Below are 14,873 nucleotides of genomic sequence, written 5' to 3'. Positions count from 1 at the left end.
CCAAGTGAGCACGCGGGACGGACCCAGCGTCCGGACGGCGCAAGGCCCGGCACCTCGCGCTCGCGGGTGCCGGGCCCCCTGCGTGAGCTCTTGGGCTGCTCCTTGCGTGAGCTCTTGGGCTGCTCCTTGTGCGAGCTGTCGGCCTACTCCGACGGCGCCCAGTAGTCGAGCAGCGTGGCCACGCCCGGTTCCAGGCTCTTCCAGGAGCCGTCGAAGGACAGGACGGCGAAGGCGGCGGTCGGGAAGCCGCGGCGGCTCATCCGCTCGCGGGCCTCGGCCTCCGCCGAGCCGGACAGGACCTCGGCCAGGCCCTGGATGCCCGGGTTGTGGCCCACCACGATCAGGTTCTGCACGTCGTCCGGGATCTCGTTGAGCACGGCGATCAGCTCGCCGGGGGAGGCATCGTAGATCCGCTCCTCATAGACGGTTTTCGGCCGCTGCGGCAGCTCATGGACGGCGAGCTTCCAGGTCTCGCGGGTCCGGGTCGCGGTGGAGCACAGGGCCAGATCGAAGGAGATACCGGAGTCGGCCAGCTTGCGTCCGGCGACTGCGGCGTCCTTGCGGCCCCGCTCAGCGAGCGGTCGCTCGTGGTCGGTCACCTGTGGCCAGTCGGCTTTCGCATGCCGGAAGAGGACAATCCTGCGGGGTTCTGCGACGCTCATGGGACCCAGCTTCGCATGAAACAGGCCACAGGGCGCAGGGAGTTGACATGCGGCTTTCTCGGGTGACGCGCCCGCGCGGCCCGGGTCCCGCACCCCGGCAGCACGGGGCGGGCTCCCGACCCCGGCAGTGCGGGGCGGGCTCCCGACCCCGGCGGCACGGGCGGGCACCGGACCCCGGCAGCACGGGCGGGACCGGACCCCGACGGCACGGGCGGGACCGGACCCCGACGGCACGGGCGGGACCGGACCCCGGCCCGGCGCTGCCCGCGGGCCGCTTCAGCGGGCGAGCAACTCCTGGGCGCGCTGGAACAGCTGGGTGATCGCGGGGTCGCCGGTGGCCGGGTGGGCGTCCGACGGGTTCAGTATCAGGACGAGCAGCGTGACGAAGGCGAGGGCCGGCAGGGCCAGGGCCCACCACGGCAACCGGATGTCGACGCCGCCCGTGGTCGCCGGGTGGGGCCGGGTGTGCGTACGGGCCGACATGACTGCCTCCGCTGGTCTTCGAGTGGTCCGTGGACCGCGTCCCGCGGTCACACCTCGAAGCTACGGAATCCGCGCGCTCCGACCCATCCGGTGATCCACCCACTTGACCCTGACCCTCGCCCCCTAGGGGATGGGGGGTTAACCCCACCACCGGGCCCGCGGAGGCGGGGTCACGGGGACACGAGGGTCGCGATGACGGCGATGAGCACGAAGACGGCGAAGAACGCGCCGAAGACGAGCAGCATCTTCTTCTGGCTGTTCTGCGGGTTCGGGTCGAGCACAGGCATACGGCCAGTCTCGCACCCCGCGCCCGGGACGGATCCGCCGGGGCGCGTCAGCGACCCGCCTCGTCCTCCACCGTGCGGTCGCGCCCCGCCAGGAAGCCCACCACCATCTGCGGGACCATCAGGCCGGTCATGAGCGCGATGGGCAGCCCCCAACCGCCGCTGCTCTGGTAGAGCACGCCGACCAGCAGGGGTCCCGGGATGGAGATCAGATAGCCGGTGCTCTGCGCGAACGCCGACAGCTGGGCCACGCCCGCGCCGGTCCTGGCCCGCATCCCGACCATCGTGAGCGCCAGCGGGAAGGCGCAGTTGGAGACGCCGAGGAGGAGCGCCCAGGCCCAGGCGCCCCCGGCCGGCGCGAAGTACAGGCCCGCGTAGCCGACGAGGCCGCAGACGCCGAGCGCGAGCACGATCGGGCCCTGGTGGGGCAGCCGGGTGGCCACGCGCGGGATGACGAAGGCCAGCGGCACGCCCATCACCATCGTGACGGCGAGGAGCACTCCGGCCGTGCCCGCGGGCACACCCGCGTCGCGGAAGATCTGCGGCATCCAGCCCATGGTGATGTAGGCGGCGGTGGCCTGGAGCCCGAAGAAGACGGCCAGCGCCCAGGCGGTACGGCTCCGGGTGATCCGCAGCGCGGGGGGCTGCTCCGTGCGCGCGGGTTCCTGCCAGGGCTGGGCCTGCGTCGTTCCCCGGTCCGGTACGAGCGGCAGCCACGGCAGGACGGCCACCGCCGCGAGCGCCGCCCACACGGCGAGCCCCGACTGCCAACTTCCGCCCAGCAGCCCCGTCATGGGCACGGTCACCGCGGCGGCGGCCGAGGTACCGAGGGCGAGGGCCATGGAGTACAGGCCGGTCATGGAACCGACCCGGTCGGGGAACCAGCGCTTGACGATGACCGGCATCAGGACGTTGCTGACGGCGATGCCCATGAGCGCGAGGGCGCTGGCGGCCAGGAAAGCGGCCGTGCTCCCCGCGTACGGCCGGATCAGCAGTCCGGCCGTGATGGCGATCATGCCCGCGCACACCACCGCGGCCGGTCCGAAGCGGCGGGCGAGCCGGGGCGCCGTGACGCCGAAGGCGGCGAAGCAGAGCGGGGGCACTGAGGTGAGCAGTCCGGCCACGCTGCCGCTCATGCCAAGCCCGTCGCGGACCTCCTCCAGAAGCGCGCCGAGGCTGGTGATGGCGGGGCGGAGGTTCAGGGCGGACAGCACGACCCCGACGACGACCAGGCGCGTCGTCCACGCGCGCGTGGCGGCTCCCCGGGATTCCCGGGAGGCGGCGGTCGCGGCCGGGGGTCGTTCGGTCGTTGACGTCGTCGTCCGGGTTTCCTCGCTTGCCATGAGACCCATCATAGAATCGTGGGATGATTGGTTGTCCATGGCCTGGTAGCCGGCTTCCGGGCCTCGCGTGCGAAGGTGTGCCATGCCCCTGAGCCATCCCCGCCGGTCGGCACTGTCCGAGCAAGTCATCGCCGCGCTGCGGAACCAGATCACCTCGGGCGAGTGGCCGGTCGGCTCCCGCATCCCGACGGAGCCCGAGCTGGTCGAGCAGCTCGGCGTCGCCCGCAACACCGTCCGCGAGGCCGTCCGCGCGCTCGCGCACAACGGCCTGCTGGACATCCGCCAGGGCTCCGGCACGTACGTCGTGGCGACCAGCGAGCTGGCGGGCGTGATGCACCGCCGCTTCGCCGACGCCGACCCGCGGCACATCGCAGAGCTGCGCTCCACGCTGGAGTCGGCCGCGGCGAAGCTGGCCGCCGAACGGCGCACGGAGAAGGACCTCAAGCAGCTCGACGGGCTGCTCCAGCGGCGGGAGGAGGCCTGGGAGTCCGGTGACGCGGAGGCCTTCGTGGCCGCGGACGCGACGTTCCACCTCGCGGTGGTGGCCGCCTCCCACAACGACGTCATGACCGCGATGTACGCGGACCTGGGCGAGGTGCTGCGGGACTGGCTGCGCGCGGACGTCGGCGAGGAGCTGACCCCTCAGACGTACATGGACCACACGCGGCTGCTCGACGCGATCCGCACGGGCGACGCCCAGGCGGCGGGCGCGGAGGCCGCGAGCTACCCCTTCCTGTGCCGGCCGGGCCGGTTCAGGAAGCCCGCTGGTGGCTGACCCACACCGAGCGGACCTCCATCCAGCAGCGGCCGGTCAGCCGTACGGTCTGCGCGGGCCCCGTGTCCACCGGGGAGCCGTCGCTGTCGAGGTCCCACCAGCGGGCGCACTCGACGTGGAGGCTGACGCGGTCGGTCAACGGATACGGGTTGTGGCAGTAGGCGGTCACACGGGAGCCGGTGACGCGGGTGCGGCAGGTCGCGCCGAACGGCTCGGACGCTGTGGTTTTCTCGGCGTGCACGCGCGCGTGCGGCATCGCCTCGTACGGCAGGGACAGTACGAAAGCGACGGCCACGGTCACTGAGGCCACGCTGCGGGACAGGCGCACAAGGGCGACCTCCTCGGCCGTGCTGGGGAGGGATTCACCGTGGTGAAGGCGTAATCCCAGCGTGCGCGGTCGCCGGCCTCCTCCGCCCGGCCAGGTAGGCCGAGCGGGTGACGCCCGCTACCGCTCGCGCTGCGGGAAGCGGGGCGCCGACGACGTGGACACCACTCCGCACCGCAGCCGCATGACAGCCCTATGACGGCCCTGTGGGTGCATCACCGTCCCCGCGGCGGCCGGTACGCCGAAGGCCCGCGCCCCTTGGGATGCGGGCCTTCACCTGTCGGCCGGGCCTGAGCGGCAGCGATCACGCGCCGACGGCGTGCAGGCCGCCGTCCACGTGGACGATCTCGCCGGTGGTCTTCGGGAACCAGTCGCTCAGCAGCGCCACGACACCGCGGCCGGCCGGCTCGGGATCCTTCAGGTCCCACTCCAGGGGGGCACGGGTGTCCCACACGGAGGCCAGCTCGGCGAAGCCCGGGATGGACTTGGCGGCCATGGAGCGGATCGGGCCCGCGGAGATGAGGTTGCAGCGGATGTTCTGCTTGCCCAGGTCGCGGGCGAGGTAGCGGTTGACGGCCTCCAGGGCGGCCTTGGCCGGGCCCATCCAGTCGTACTGCGGCCAGGCGTACTGGGCGTCGAAGGTGAGGCCGACCACCGAGCCGCCGTTCTGCATCAGCGGCAGGCAGGCCATGGTCAGCGACTTCAGCGAGAACGCCGAGACGTGCATGGCGGTGGCCACCGACTCGAACGGCGTGTTGAGGAAGTTGCCGCCGAGCGCGTCCTGCGGCGCGAAGCCGATGGAGTGGACGACGCCGTCCAGGCCGCCGAGCTCCTCGCCGACGACGTCGGCCAGGCGGCCGAGGTGCTCGTCGTTGGTGACGTCGAGCTCGATGACCTTGGTCGGCTTCGGGAGCTTCTTGGCGATGCGTTCGGTCAGCGTGGGCCGCGGGAACGCGGTCAGGATGATCTCGGCGCCCTGCTCCTGGGCCAGCTTGGCGGTGTGGAAAGCGATGGAGGACTCCATCAGCACACCGGTGATAAGGACGCGCTTGCCCTCGAGAATTCCGCTCATGGTGTTCAGTGACCCATTCCCAGTCCGCCGTCAACGGGGATGACGGCTCCAGTGATGTACGAGGCGTCGTCCGAGGCGAGGAACCGCACCGCCGCGGCGATCTCCTCCGGCTGCGCGTAGCGGCCGAGCGGCACCTGCGACACGATGTTCGCGCGCTGCTCGTCGTTGAGCGCCCTGGTCATGTCGGTGTCGACGAAGCCGGGGGCGACGACGTTGAAGGTGATGTTGCGCGAGCCCAGCTCACGGGCGAGGGAGCGCGCGAAGCCGACCAGGGCGGCTTTGGAGGCGGCGTAGTTGGCCTGCCCCGCCGAGCCGAGCAGACCGACGACCGAGGAGATCAGGACGACCCGGCCCTTCTTGGCGCGCAGCATGCCGCGGTTGGCGCGCTTGACGACGCGGAAGGTGCCGGTGAGGTTGGTGTCGATGACCGAGGTGAAGTCCTCCTCGGACATGCGCATCAGCAGCTGGTCCCGGGTGACGCCGGCGTTGGCGACGAGCACCTCGACCGGCCCGTGCTCGGCCTCGATCTCCTTGTAGGCCTGCTCCACCTGCTCGGGGTCGGTGATGTCGCACTTGACGGCGAGGAAGCCGGCCGGCGGCTCCCCCGAACGGTACGTGATCGCGACCTTGTCGCCGGCGTCGGAGAACGCGCGGGCGATGGCGAGGCCGATGCCCCGGTTGCCTCCGGTGACGAGAACCGAGCGGCTCAACGGATCACCCTTTCGATAGCGGTCTGATGCCCCCGCCCGAACACCTGGATGACAGGCGGCTTCCCGGAAAACCTATCGGTCCCGCCACGTCCGCGGACAATCGGGCACCGACAGTGGCGTGGGGGACTCACTGTCGAGTCCCTACAGAAAACAGCAGAATCGGCCCGGAAACCTGTGGTCCGCGGGTCGGCTCGCGCGACATGATCGGTGCAACCACAGGTCACGACAACTCGGTGCAACCACAGGTCACGACAACTCGGTGCAACCACAGGTCACGACAACAGGGAGAGACCTCGGTGCCTCATTCCATCGACGAAGCCTTCACGGCACTTCCCCTGCGCGCGTTGGCGGACGCCGCGCTGGCACGCGCGCGTGCTCTCGGTGCCGAGCACGCCGACTTCCGGTTCGAGCGGGTGCGCAGTGCGTCCTGGCGCTTCCGGGACGCCCGGCCCGCCGGGTCGTCGGACACCACCGACCTGGGGTACGCGGTGCGGGTCGTGTACGGCGGTACGTGGGGGTTCGCCTCCGGTGTGGACCTGACGCTGGACACCGCCGCGAAGGTCGCCTCGCAGGCCGTGGCGATGGCGAAGCTCTCCGCCCAGGTCATCGCGGCGGCCGGGTCGGACGAGCGCGTCGAGCTCGCCGACGAGCCCGTGCACGCCGAGAAGACGTGGATCTCGTCGTACGAGATCGATCCGTTCACCGTGCCGGATGAGGAGAAGACGGGGCTGCTGGCCGAGTGGAGCGCGCGGCTGCTTGCGGCCGACGGCGTCGACCACGTCGACGCCTCGCTGCTCACCGTGCACGAGAACAAGTTCTACGCCGATACGGCCGGGACCGTGACGACGCAGCAGCGGGTGCGGCTGCATCCGCAGCTGACCGCAGTGTCGGTCGACGACTCCAGCGGCGAGTTCGACTCCATGCGCACCCTCGCGCCGCCCGTCGGGCGCGGCTGGGAGTACCTCACGGGCACCGGCTGGGACTGGGAGAGCGAGCTCGCGCAGATTCCGGAGCTGCTCGCCGAGAAGCTGCGGGCGCCGAGCGTCGAGCCGGGCCTGTACGACCTGGTGATCGACCCGTCCAACCTGTGGCTGACCATCCACGAGTCCATCGGCCACGCCACCGAGCTGGACCGGGCCCTCGGCTACGAGGCCGCCTACGCCGGCACCTCCTTCGCCACCTTCGACCAGCTCGGCAAGCTGAAGTACGGCTCGGAGCTGTTGAACGTCACCGGCGACCGCACCGCCGAGCACGGCCTGGCGACCGTCGGGTACGACGACGAGGGCGTCGAGGCCCAGTCCTGGGACCTGGTCAAGGACGGGACGCTGGTCGGCTACCAGCTGGACCGGCGCATCGCGAAGCTGACCGGCTTCGACCGGTCCAACGGGTGCGCCTTCGCCGACTCCCCCGCCCACGTGCCCGTGCAGCGCATGGCCAACGTGTCGCTGCAGCCGGACCCGGCCGGGTTGTCGACGGAGGGCCTGATCGGCGCCGTCGACCGAGGCATCTATGTCGTCGGGGACCGGTCCTGGTCCATCGACATGCAGCGCTACAACTTCCAGTTCACCGGGCAGCGGTTCTACCGGATCGTCAACGGGCGGCTCGCCGGGCAGCTGCGGGACGTCGCCTACCAGGCGACGACCACCGACTTCTGGGGTTCCATGGCGGCCGTCGGCGGCCCCCAGACGTACGTCCTGGGCGGCGCCTTCAATTGCGGCAAGGCCCAGCCGGGCCAGATCGCGGCCGTCTCCCACGGCTGCCCGTCGGCCCTCTTCAAGGGCGTCAACATTCTGAACACCACGCAGGAGGCCGGTCGATGAGCCCGCGTACGAACAAGCCGCACGAGGTCGTCGAACGGGCCCTCGCACTGTCCCGGGCCGACGGCTGCGTCGTGATCGCCGACGAGCACTCCACGGCCAACCTGCGCTGGGCCGGCAACGCGCTGACCACGAACGGCGTCACGCGCGGGCGCACGCTCACCGTCATCGCGACCGTCGACGGCAAGGAGGGCACGGCCTCCGGTGTCGTGTCGAGGTCCGCCGTGACCGCGGCCGAGCTGGAGCCCCTCGTCCGGGCCGCCGAGGCCGCCGCGCGCGGGGCCGGGCCCGCCGAGGACGCACAGCCGCTGGTCACGGACGTACCGGAGTCCCCCGACTTCACCGACGCGCCCGCCGAGACCTCGTCGGCGGTGTTCGCGGACTTCGCGCCGGCACTCGGCGAGTCGTTCGCACGCGCGCGTGCCGGCGGCCGCGAACTGTACGGCTTCGCCAACCACGAGCTCGTATCGACCTATCTCGGTACGTCGACGGGGCTGCGCCTCCGGTTCGACCAACCCAACGGCACGCTGGAGCTGAACGCCAAGTCCCCGGACCGTAAGCGCTCGGCGTGGGCGGGGCGGTCCACGCGGGACTTCAAGGACGTCGACCCGGCGGCGCTGGACGCGGAGCTCGCCGAACGCCTCGGCTGGGCCGAGCGGCGGATCGACCTGCCCGCGGGCCGCTACGAGACACTGCTGCCGCCGACCGCGGTCGCGGACCTGCTGATCTACCAGATGTGGTCGTCGTCGGGCCGGGACGCGGTCGAGGGGCGCACGGTGTTCTCCAAGCCGGGCGGTGGCACGCGCGTCGGCGAGAAGCTCAGCGAGCTGCCGCTGACCCTGCGCAGCGACCCGAACGAGCCGGGTCTCGAGTGCGCCCCCTTCGTGGTCGCGCACTCCTCGCGGGACGACCAGTCGGTGTTCGACAGCGGGCTGCCCGTCCACGCAACCGAGTGGATCGGCGGCGGCGAGCTGAAGCACCTGACGACCACCCGGCACAGCGCGGACCTGACCGGGCTGCCCGTCGCCCCGGCGATCGGCAACCTGATCCTGGACGGCGGCACGGACCGCTCCCTTCAGGAGATGGTCGCCGGCACCGAGCGCGGGCTGCTGCTGACCTGCCTGTGGTACATCCGCGAGGTCGACCCGGCGACGCTGCTGCTGACGGGCCTGACCCGGGACGGTGTGTACCTGGTCGAGAACGGCGAGGTGACCGGGGAGGTCAACAACTTCCGGTTCAACGAGTCGCCGGTGGACCTGCTGGGCCGGGCGACGGAGGCCGGGCGCACGGAGAAGACCCTGCCGAGGGAGTGGAGCGACTACTTCACCCGGGCCGCGATGCCCGCGCTGCGCATCCCGGATTTCAACATGAGCTCTGTCAGTCAGGGCGTATAACCTCGTAGTCGGCTGTCACCCGACTGCCCGAAGATCACCAAGGAGACACGAGAACCGTGACGGACATCGTCGACGAGCTGAAGTGGCGGGGGCTCATCGCCCTCTCCACGGACGAGGACGCATTGCGAAAGGCGTTCGCGGACGGTCCCGTCACGTTCTATTGCGGCTTCGACCCGACCGCGCCCAGCCTGCACCTCGGCAACCTCGTGCAGATCCTGACGATGCGCCGCATCCAGGAGGCGGGGAACCGGCCGCTGGCGCTGGTCGGGGGTGCCACGGGCCTGATCGGCGACCCGAAGCCGACGTCCGAGCGCACGCTGAACGCACCGGAGGTCGTGGCCGGCTGGGTCGAGCGGCTGCGCGCCCAGATCGAGCCGCTGCTGCACTTCGACGGCTCGAACGCGGCGGTCATGGTCAACAACCTGGACTGGACCCAGGGTCTGTCGGCCATCGAGTTCCTGCGGGACGTGGGCAAGCACTTCCGGGTCAACAAGATGATCGCCAAGGAGGCCGTGGCCCGGCGGCTCAACTCCGACGCGGGCATCAGCTACACCGAGTTCAGCTACCAGATCCTGCAGGGCATGGACTTCCTGGAGCTGTACCGGAGGTACGGCTGCACGCTGCAGACCGGCGGCAGCGACCAGTGGGGCAACCTCACCTCGGGCACGGAACTGATCCGCAAGGTCGAGCCCGAGGCCGTGGTGCACGCGCTGGGCACCCCGCTCATCACCAAGGCCGACGGCACGAAGTTCGGCAAGACGGAGTCCGGCACGGTCTGGCTCGACCCCGAGATGACCACGCCGTACGCGTTCTACCAGTTCTGGGTGAACGCGGACGACCGGGACGTCTCCAAGTTCCTGCGCATCTTCAGCTTCAAGTCCCGCGAGGAGATCGAGGAACTGGAGAAGCAGACCGAGGAGCGTCCGCAGGCCCGGGCCGCGCAGCGCGCGCTGGCCGAGGAGCTGACGACGCTGGTGCACGGCGCCGACCAGACGGCCGCCGTGGTCGCCGCGTCCAAGGCCCTCTTCGGCCAGGGCGAGCTGGCCGAGCTGGACGACAGGACGCTGGCCGCGGCCCTGTCCGAGGTGCCGCACATCCAGGTCACCGAACTCGGCCCGGTGGTCGACCTGTTCGCCGAGGTCGGCCTGGTGCCCAGCAAGTCGGCCGCGCGGCGCACGGTCAAGGAGGGCGGCGCCTACGTGAACAACGTCAAGGTCGCCGCCGAGGACGCGGTCCCCGCCAAGGAGGACCTGATCCACGGCCGCTGGCTGGTGCTGCGCCGGGGCAAGAAGAACCTGGCGGCGGTCGAGGTCACCGGCGGCTGAACCAACGGCTGAACCAACGGGGCAAGGCGGAGGGGCGGCATCGAATGCCGCCCCCTCCGTCGTACGTCCCGTCAGGCCCGCTGCCTCTTCTTGTTGCCCCACATCGCCATGTAGGCCATGTCGCCGAGGGCGACGATGATGATCGCGGCCACGAGCTGGAAGGCGTGCCGGCTCCAGTCGATGCCGGGGGTTGCGGCGACGCCGGCGGCGCCGGCGATGGCGTTGCCGGCGATCGCGCCGAGCATGCCGAAGATGGTGGTCAGCCAGAGTGGGCTGTGCTGCTTGCCGGGAATGATCGCCTTGGCGATGAGACCGAGCAGGAACCCCACGATGATCGCCCACAACCAGCCCATGGCTGCCTCCTCGTCCGGCTCGACGTGAGCACTACGCCCAGTGTCGGCCGGTCGGCCGTACGACGCACGTCGGGTACGTCGTACGCGGGAGGGCGCAGGTCGCGTACGCGGGAGTGCGCAGGCCGTTCGCGCAGACGGGAGATGCCCCGGTCTCGTAGGCGGCGGAGCCGCGGCGTACCGTGGAGGCTGTGCGGGCCGGCGTTCCCGACCGGTCACGGACCGGGTACGGGCCGGGGAGTCCGATGCGGGCGGATGGTGGAATGTGATGCGGAAGCAGCATGGCGGTGGCAACGCCCAGGTGTTCCGGATCACCGGAGCCCGGACGGGCCTCCAGGAGGACGTGCGCGGTCGGCAGCGCCGGTATGTCATCTCGATGTCGGTCCGTACCGTGTCGGTGATCCTCGCGGCCTCGCTCTGGAACGTCGAACGGCACGTGGCGATCGTGGCACTGGTGCTGGGGGCGGTGCTGCCCTACATCGCCGTGGTGATCGCCAACGCGGGGCGGGAGAACGCGCCGTCGCTGCCGTCGACGTTCATCACCGTGCCGCTGCGGCCGATGATCACGCCGCCGCGGACCGACGACGGCTTCGCGGAATCCGTCCCGGAAGATGTCGTGACCGACCCTGCGGCGGGCGCAAGAAGCGAGCGGCCCGACGGGGCATGAGCATGACTGAGGGGCCTCAACCGGAAGGCAGCTGTGCGCCAAGCTCAGGAAAAGCTCAGATCAATCATGCTGTTCCAGTGCCGGGCGACGGGTTACCCGTGACATACTGCGTACGCGCTCCGCATCCCCCGTCGGAGCGACAGACCGACGCCGGGCAGCTCCCCCCGTGGCTGCTCGGCGTCGCCTTGTTCACCCGCCTGTGAGACGAAGCTGTGAGTGACGCGATCTGCTCTGCCAAGGGGTGCCGTGCCGTCGCCGTATGGGTGCTGGCCTGGAACAACCCGAAGATCCACACACCGGAGCGGCGCAAGACGTGGCTCGCGTGCGAGGAGCACCGCGAGCATCTTTCGAAGTTCCTCGGCATGCGGGGGTTTCTGAAGGACGTCGTGAAGTTCGAGGACTGGGAAGCGCCCGAGGGCTCGTAGCCTCCGTGGAGGCGGGGTTCAGCCGCCGATCGCCGACATCGGCCGTTCCGGCTGCAGGAACGAGGGGTCGTCCAGGCCCGAGCCGGCCTTCTTGCCCCACATCGCCAGGCGCCAGATGCGGGCGATCTCCTCGTCGGGGGCGCCGGAGCGCAGGGCGGCGCGCAGGTCGGTCTCCTCGGTGGCGAACAGGCAGGTGCGTATCTGGCCGTCGGCCGTCAGGCGGGTGCGGTCGCAGGCCGCGCAGAACGGGCGGGTGACGGAGGCGATGACGCCGACGCGGTGCGGGCCGTCGTCGACGATCCAGCGCTCCGCCGGCGCCGAGCCGCGCTCCTGAACGCCCTCGGGGGTCAGCTCGAAGCGGGTGCGCAGCGAGGCCAGGATGTCGCCCGCGGTGACCATGCCCTCGCGCTTCCAGCCGTGCTGGGCGTCCAGGGGCATCTGTTCGATGAATCGGAGCTCGTAGTCGTGCTCCACGGCCCAGGCCAGCAGGTCCGGGGCCTCGTCCTCGTTCAGGCCCGGCATCAGGACCGAGTTCACCTTGACCGGGGTCAGGCCGGCCTCGCGGGCGGCGTGGAGGCCCTCGATGACGTCCTTGTGGCGGTCCCGGCGGGTGAGGGCCTTGAAGACGTCCGGACGGAGGGTGTCCAGGGAGACATTGACCCGGTCCAGGCCGGCCGCTCTCAGGGCCGCCGCCGTACGCCTGAGGCCGATGCCGTTGGTCGTCAGCGACATCTGGGGGCGGGGGTCCAGGGCCGCGACTCGCTCCACGATGCCGACCAGGCCGGGGCGCAGCAGGGGTTCGCCGCCGGTGAAACGGACCTCCTTGATGCCCAGCGAGGTGACCGCGACGTCGATCAGGCGGACGATCTCGTCGTCCGTGAGCAGGTCGGGCTTGGCCAGCCACTGCAGGCCCTCCTCGGGCATGCAGTACGTGCAGCGCAGGTTGCACCGGTCGGTCAGCGAGACCCTCAGGTCGGTGGCCACCCGGCCGTAGGTGTCGATGAGCACGTGGGCGCCCTCCCTCGTCGTGGATCACTTGGCTTTCCGTCACTTGCGAGCCTACGCGACACCGCTGACAACGACAGCGACCCGATCCCACGAGGTAGGACGCGGCCGCGTCGTAGGGTCCTACGATCCCCACGACGCGGCCGCCCTTGCGAAGGTCTCAGTGCGCTCCGGTGCCGGTCAGCGACCGCACCTCCAGCTCCGCGTACTTCGCGGTGTCCGGCGCCTCCTTGGACAGCAGCGTGCCGGCGACGCCCAGCAGGAAGCCGACCGGGATCGAGATGATGCCCGGGTTCTCCAGCGGGAACCAGTGGAAGTCGACGTCCGGGAACATCGACGTCGGCTTGCCCGACACGACCGGCGAGAACAGCACCAGGCCGACCGCGGTGACCAGGCCGCCGTAGATCGACCACAGGGCGCCACCGGTGGTGAACCGCTTCCAGAACAGGCTGTAGAGGATCGTCGGCAGGTTGGCGGAGGCGGCGACCGCGAAGGCCAGTGCCACCAGGCCGGCCACGTTCAGGTCGCGGGCCAGGGCGCCCAGGACGATCGAGACCGCGCCGATGCCGACCGTCGCCCAGCGGGCCGCGCTCACCTCCTGCTTGTCGGTGGCCGTGCCCTTCTTGATGACGTTCGCGTAGATGTCGTGGGCGAACGACGAGGACGAGGCAAGCGTCAGGCCCGCGACGACTGCGAGGATCGTGGCGAAGGCGACCGCCGAGATGGTGGCGAGCAGGATGGCGCCCCAGGTGGAGTCCACCCCGCCGAGGTGGAGTGCCAGCAGGGGTGCGGCCGTGTTGCCCGCCTTGTTGGAGGCGATGATCTCGTCCGGCTTGATGAGGGCGGCGGCGCCGAAGCCGAGGGCGAGCGTCATCAGGTAGAAGACGCCGATCAGGCCGATCGCCCAGATCACCGACTTACGGGCGGCCTTCGCCGTGGGCACCGTGTAGAAGCGGATCAGGATGTGCGGCAGGCCCGCCGTGCCCAGCACCAGGGCGATGCCCAGGGAGATGAAGTCCAGCTTGGTGGTCCCCGTCGCGCCGTACTTCAGGCCGGGCTCCAGGAAGGCGGCGCCCTTGCCGCTGTTGTCGGCGGCCTTGCCGAGCAGTTCGGAGACGTTGAAGTGGAACTTCAGCAGGACCAGGAAGGTCAGCAGCAGGGCCCCGACGATCAGCAGCACGGCCTTCACCATCTGGACCCAGGTGGTGCCCTTCATGCCGCCGATGGTGACGTACACGATCATCAGCACGCCGAGCAGCGCCACGATGCCGATCTTGCCGCCGTCGCCGGTGATGCCGAGGAGCAGGGACACCAGGACGCCCGCGCCGGCCATCTGGGCCAGCAGGTAGAAGATCGACACCACGATCGTGGACGTACCCGCCGCCGTACGGACCGGCCGCTGCCGCATGCGGTACGCCAGCACGTCGCCCATCGTGTAGCGGCCGGAGTTGCGCAGCGGCTCGGCGACCAGGAGCAGCGCGACCAGCCAGGCGACCAGGAAGCCGATGGAGTACAGGAAGCCGTCGTACCCGAACAGCGCGATGGCACCCGCGATGCCGAGGAAGGATGCGGCGGACATGTAGTCGCCGGAGACGGCGAGGCCGTTCTGGAAGCCGGTGAACTGGCGGCCGCCCGCGTAGAAGTCGGCGGCGTCCTTGGTCTGCCGGCCCGCCCAGACGGTGATGCCGAGGGTCGCGGCGACGAACACCGCGAACAGCGTGATGATCAGCGGCCGGTGCTGACTCGCCTCGCCGGCGGCCAGGGTGATCGCGGGGCTCATGCGCCGCCCTCCATCCGGGACTTGATGGCCTCCGCCTTGGGGTCGAGCTTGGCGGCGGCGTGCCGCGCGTACCACCAGGCGATGAGGAACGTGGTGAGGAACTGGGCGAGGCCCAGGACGAGGGCGACGTTGATGTTGCCGAACAGCTTGGTGCCCATGAAGTCGCCCGCGTAGTTCGACAGCAGGACGTACAGCAGGTACCAGACGATGAAGGCGACGGTCAGCGGGAAGGCGAAGGAGCGGTAGGAGCGGCGCAGTTCACCGAACTCCGCGCTTTCCTGCACTGCGACGAAGTCCTCGGTGGAGGGGAGTTGGGCTTGGGTCTTCGAGGGGGGCGGTGTCTCGGTGGCCACGGAGTCTCCTCGCGTTGCGGATGCGGTTGCGACAGGGGGCTCGATGGTGCTCGCGCTCCCTGCTCAAGGTCCACGGCGCCACGCGAAGTCCGGTTCAAGTCAT

At 70.6% G+C, this 14,873-nt stretch carries 17 protein-coding genes; 6 read left to right on the top strand and 11 right to left on the bottom strand.

What is annotated here, in order from left to right; translation table 11 throughout:
• Nucleotides 1-143: 143 nt before the first annotated feature.
• The 4 genes from ABZV31_RS14855 to ABZV31_RS14840 form a co-directional block, all read right to left on the bottom strand.
• Nucleotides 144-662 carry a histidine phosphatase family protein gene (locus ABZV31_RS14855; RefSeq protein ID WP_355892992.1) on the bottom strand — a complete coding sequence of 173 codons (519 nt, stop codon included), beginning with the start codon at nt 660-662 and terminating at the stop codon, nt 144-146.
• A 276-nt stretch (nt 663-938) separates the two neighbouring features.
• A complete protein-coding gene (locus ABZV31_RS14850) occupies nt 939-1,145 on the bottom strand; it encodes a hypothetical protein (RefSeq protein WP_355892989.1) in 207 nt (68 codons plus the stop codon).
• A 170-nt stretch (nt 1,146-1,315) separates the two neighbouring features.
• On the bottom strand, nt 1,316-1,432 hold the full coding sequence (locus ABZV31_RS14845) for an SGM_5486 family transporter-associated protein (RefSeq protein ID WP_355892986.1): 117 nt from the start codon (nt 1,430-1,432) through the stop codon (nt 1,316-1,318).
• Nucleotides 1,433-1,479: 47 nt separating this feature from the next.
• On the bottom strand, nt 1,480-2,784 hold the full coding sequence (locus ABZV31_RS14840) for a CynX/NimT family MFS transporter (protein ID WP_355892984.1): 1,305 nt from the start codon (nt 2,782-2,784) through the stop codon (nt 1,480-1,482).
• A gap of 70 nt (nt 2,785-2,854) precedes the next feature.
• Between ABZV31_RS14840 and ABZV31_RS14835 the strand changes: the two genes are divergently transcribed.
• Nucleotides 2,855-3,547 carry a FadR/GntR family transcriptional regulator gene (locus tag ABZV31_RS14835; protein WP_355892982.1) on the top strand — a complete coding sequence of 231 codons (693 nt, stop codon included), beginning with the start codon at nt 2,855-2,857 and terminating at the stop codon, nt 3,545-3,547.
• On the opposite strand, the gene ABZV31_RS14830 is transcribed toward ABZV31_RS14835, so the two are convergent.
• The 3 genes from ABZV31_RS14830 to fabG form a co-directional block, all read right to left on the bottom strand.
• Entirely contained in the window at nt 3,525-3,875 is a 351-nt protein-coding gene (locus tag ABZV31_RS14830; RefSeq protein WP_355892980.1) for a hypothetical protein, read from the bottom strand. The two genes, ABZV31_RS14835 and ABZV31_RS14830, sit on opposite strands and share 23 nt — an antisense overlap.
• 301 nt (nt 3,876-4,176) lie before the next feature.
• Nucleotides 4,177-4,944, bottom strand: coding sequence for an enoyl-ACP reductase FabI (gene fabI / locus ABZV31_RS14825; RefSeq protein WP_355892977.1), 768 nt, complete (start codon nt 4,942-4,944; stop codon nt 4,177-4,179).
• Between the two features lie 5 nt (nt 4,945-4,949).
• A complete protein-coding gene (fabG, locus tag ABZV31_RS14820; protein WP_355892974.1) occupies nt 4,950-5,654 on the bottom strand; it encodes a 3-oxoacyl-[acyl-carrier-protein] reductase in 705 nt (234 codons plus the stop codon).
• 296 nt (nt 5,655-5,950) lie between these two features.
• Between fabG and ABZV31_RS14815 the strand changes: the two genes are divergently transcribed.
• Genes ABZV31_RS14815 through tyrS form a run of 3 tightly spaced genes read left to right on the top strand, consistent with a single transcriptional unit; the run spans nt 5,951 to nt 10,190 of the window.
• On the top strand, nt 5,951-7,474 hold the full coding sequence (locus ABZV31_RS14815; RefSeq protein ID WP_355892971.1) for a TldD/PmbA family protein: 1,524 nt from the start codon (nt 5,951-5,953) through the stop codon (nt 7,472-7,474).
• On the top strand, nt 7,471-8,865 hold the full coding sequence (locus tag ABZV31_RS14810; RefSeq protein WP_355892969.1) for a metallopeptidase TldD-related protein: 1,395 nt from the start codon (nt 7,471-7,473) through the stop codon (nt 8,863-8,865). The genes ABZV31_RS14815 and ABZV31_RS14810 overlap by 4 nt, the downstream gene beginning before the upstream one ends.
• Before the next feature lie 56 nt (nt 8,866-8,921).
• Nucleotides 8,922-10,190: a tyrosine--tRNA ligase gene (gene tyrS / locus ABZV31_RS14805; RefSeq protein ID WP_355892966.1), complete on the top strand. Its 1,269-nt coding sequence runs from the start codon at nt 8,922-8,924 to the stop codon at nt 10,188-10,190.
• Between the two features lie 71 nt (nt 10,191-10,261).
• Here tyrS and ABZV31_RS14800 read toward each other — a convergent pair whose 3' ends face one another.
• Nucleotides 10,262-10,543, bottom strand: coding sequence for a GlsB/YeaQ/YmgE family stress response membrane protein (locus ABZV31_RS14800; RefSeq protein WP_355892963.1), 282 nt, complete (start codon nt 10,541-10,543; stop codon nt 10,262-10,264).
• 265 nt (nt 10,544-10,808) lie between these two features.
• On the opposite strand from ABZV31_RS14800, the gene ABZV31_RS14795 reads away from it, so the two are divergent.
• Together ABZV31_RS14795 and ABZV31_RS14790 are read left to right on the top strand one after the other, a co-directional pair.
• Entirely contained in the window at nt 10,809-11,207 is a 399-nt protein-coding gene (locus ABZV31_RS14795) for a DUF3099 domain-containing protein (protein WP_355892961.1), read from the top strand.
• Nucleotides 11,208-11,419: 212 nt separating this feature from the next.
• Complete coding sequence (locus tag ABZV31_RS14790) at nt 11,420-11,632, top strand: hypothetical protein (RefSeq protein ID WP_355892958.1); 213 nt, start codon at nt 11,420-11,422, stop codon at nt 11,630-11,632.
• Between the two features lie 18 nt (nt 11,633-11,650).
• Here the strand turns inward: ABZV31_RS14790 and moaA are convergent, their stop codons facing one another.
• The 3 genes from moaA to ABZV31_RS14775 form a co-directional block, all read right to left on the bottom strand.
• Nucleotides 11,651-12,640 (bottom strand): GTP 3',8-cyclase MoaA, encoded by a 990-nt coding sequence (gene moaA / locus ABZV31_RS14785; RefSeq protein ID WP_355892956.1) that lies wholly within the window; start codon nt 12,638-12,640, stop codon nt 11,651-11,653.
• A gap of 157 nt (nt 12,641-12,797) precedes the next feature.
• The gene (locus ABZV31_RS14780) at nt 12,798-14,417 is read right to left on the bottom strand and encodes a cation acetate symporter (protein ID WP_355892953.1); all 1,620 of its coding nucleotides are present in this window, start codon (nt 14,415-14,417) and stop codon (nt 12,798-12,800) included.
• Nucleotides 14,414-14,770, bottom strand: a complete 357-nt coding sequence (locus tag ABZV31_RS14775; protein ID WP_355892951.1) for a DUF485 domain-containing protein — start codon at nt 14,768-14,770, stop codon at nt 14,414-14,416. The genes ABZV31_RS14780 and ABZV31_RS14775 overlap by 4 nt, the downstream gene beginning before the upstream one ends.
• Between the last annotated feature and the right edge of the window lie 103 nt (nt 14,771-14,873).

This window comes from Streptomyces sp. NPDC005202 (genome assembly GCF_040608235.1).
Classification (GTDB): domain Bacteria; phylum Actinomycetota; class Actinomycetes; order Streptomycetales; family Streptomycetaceae; genus Streptomyces.
Note: the sequence above shows the minus strand (reverse complement) of the source record. Positions and strands in the feature narration are given on the sequence as shown.